The sequence below is a fragment of the Rhizobium sp. Leaf311 genome, from assembly GCF_001423445.1.
Taxonomy (GTDB): domain Bacteria; phylum Pseudomonadota; class Alphaproteobacteria; order Rhizobiales; family Rhizobiaceae; genus Agrobacterium.
Genome location: NZ_LMNZ01000004.1, coordinates 651,336 through 652,716, shown reverse-complemented (window position 1 = coordinate 652,716; position 1,381 = coordinate 651,336). Strand labels below are relative to the sequence as shown.

The window sequence follows — 1,381 nt, the reverse complement described above, 5'->3', positions numbered from 1 at the left end:
GAGTTCGATGAAGGCCTGGTCAACGAATACGCCAGAACCCTGGTTGCCGGACGTGCCAGCCGTAGAACCACCAATGCCAGAGTCGGCATTGCCACGGAAGCCGATGAAGCCACGCAGAGCGCCAAGCTCGGTGTCTGTGCGTGTGTCAACTTCGAACTGAGCGCGTGTGAACGAATCCCAATCGGAAGAGCCCGACTCGTCACGACCGAAGTTCGTCTGGAAACGAATGTAGCCGCCAAACTTCAAGCAAGTCTCGGTGCCTGGAATGTAGAAGAAGCCGGTGCCGAAAGCGTCGCAAACGCGAACGTATTCGAGGGGCTCAGGCTCTGCTGCGACGATAGCGTCAGCGGCCTGTGCGCCGGATACTGCTGCGAGAGCTGCAGCGGAGCCGATCAAAAGGCTCTTGATGTTCATATTGACCTCCAGTCAAAATCGAATGAGCAGCGAGTGGGAAATACAAATAAATTAAAATGCCGCCCTGAGACTGATTACATCCAAAAGAGGGGATTCGCGCAATCAAGAAGGAAACAATTTCGTCACAAATCAAACTGCTTCTCGTCACCCTGTTGCCATTTCGCTACAACTAGGAGAACCGGACCACGACTTCCTAACAGACCCTTAACAAGTAAGGGTAAAACTTGCCTGATGCGCCGGCACACGAAGACAACAAAAAGCCCGGCATGGGAGCCGGGCTTTCCGAAATAAATGAGTCGTATTTTATTAGAACGAACGCTGCAGGCGAACGAAACCGTTGACCTGATCGTCACGCTCATCTTCGTCGAAGTAGTTAGCTGTGATCTTTGCAGAAAGACCCTGCGTGATCTTGTAGTCAACCGTTACACCGGCCTGCCAAGCATCACGGTCAGAGAAGTCGTCAGCCAGACGCAGAGTTGTTGCGCCAGACAGAGCAGTTGAGCTCAGAGATGCGGTTGTCGCTACGTTACCGAACCACTGTGCACCTGGAGTGATGGTCAGCTTGTCGGTTGCCTTGATTGCGTATTCAGCAGCAACAGCCCATTCGGACTGGTTGTAGTAAGCATTACCACCGGAAGCCCAAACACCGGCCAGACCGAGTGTGCCAGGACCAAAATCGGCTGTGGCGATCAGACGAACAGCGCCTTCTTCCTGGTCGACGTCGTAGCCGCCGATCAACTGAAGCTTAGCACCACCGACTTTACCACCGATACCGGCAGTAATACCGACGTTATTGTCGTTTTCTACAACGTTAGCTGCACCAACAACGCGGTAGCTTCCAACGTTAGTACCTTCAAGTTCGTCAACGGAAACGCCAGCCCAGAAAGAGCCTGCATCGTAGGTGTAGCGAACGGAGTTGAAGAGAGCATAACGCGAAAGAACGTCCGTCTCGCCAGACAGGCCATCA

Annotated in this window: 2 protein-coding genes; both read right to left on the bottom strand. The window is 53.3% G+C overall.

What is annotated here, in order from left to right:
* On the bottom strand, window positions 1-414 hold a 414-nt coding region (locus ASF69_RS23575; RefSeq protein WP_244475429.1), incomplete at its 3' end, for a porin.
* Window positions 415-720: 306 nt separating this feature from the next.
* Window positions 721-1,381 (bottom strand): porin (locus ASF69_RS23570; protein WP_244475428.1); only part of this gene is annotated, 661 nt, incomplete at its 5' end.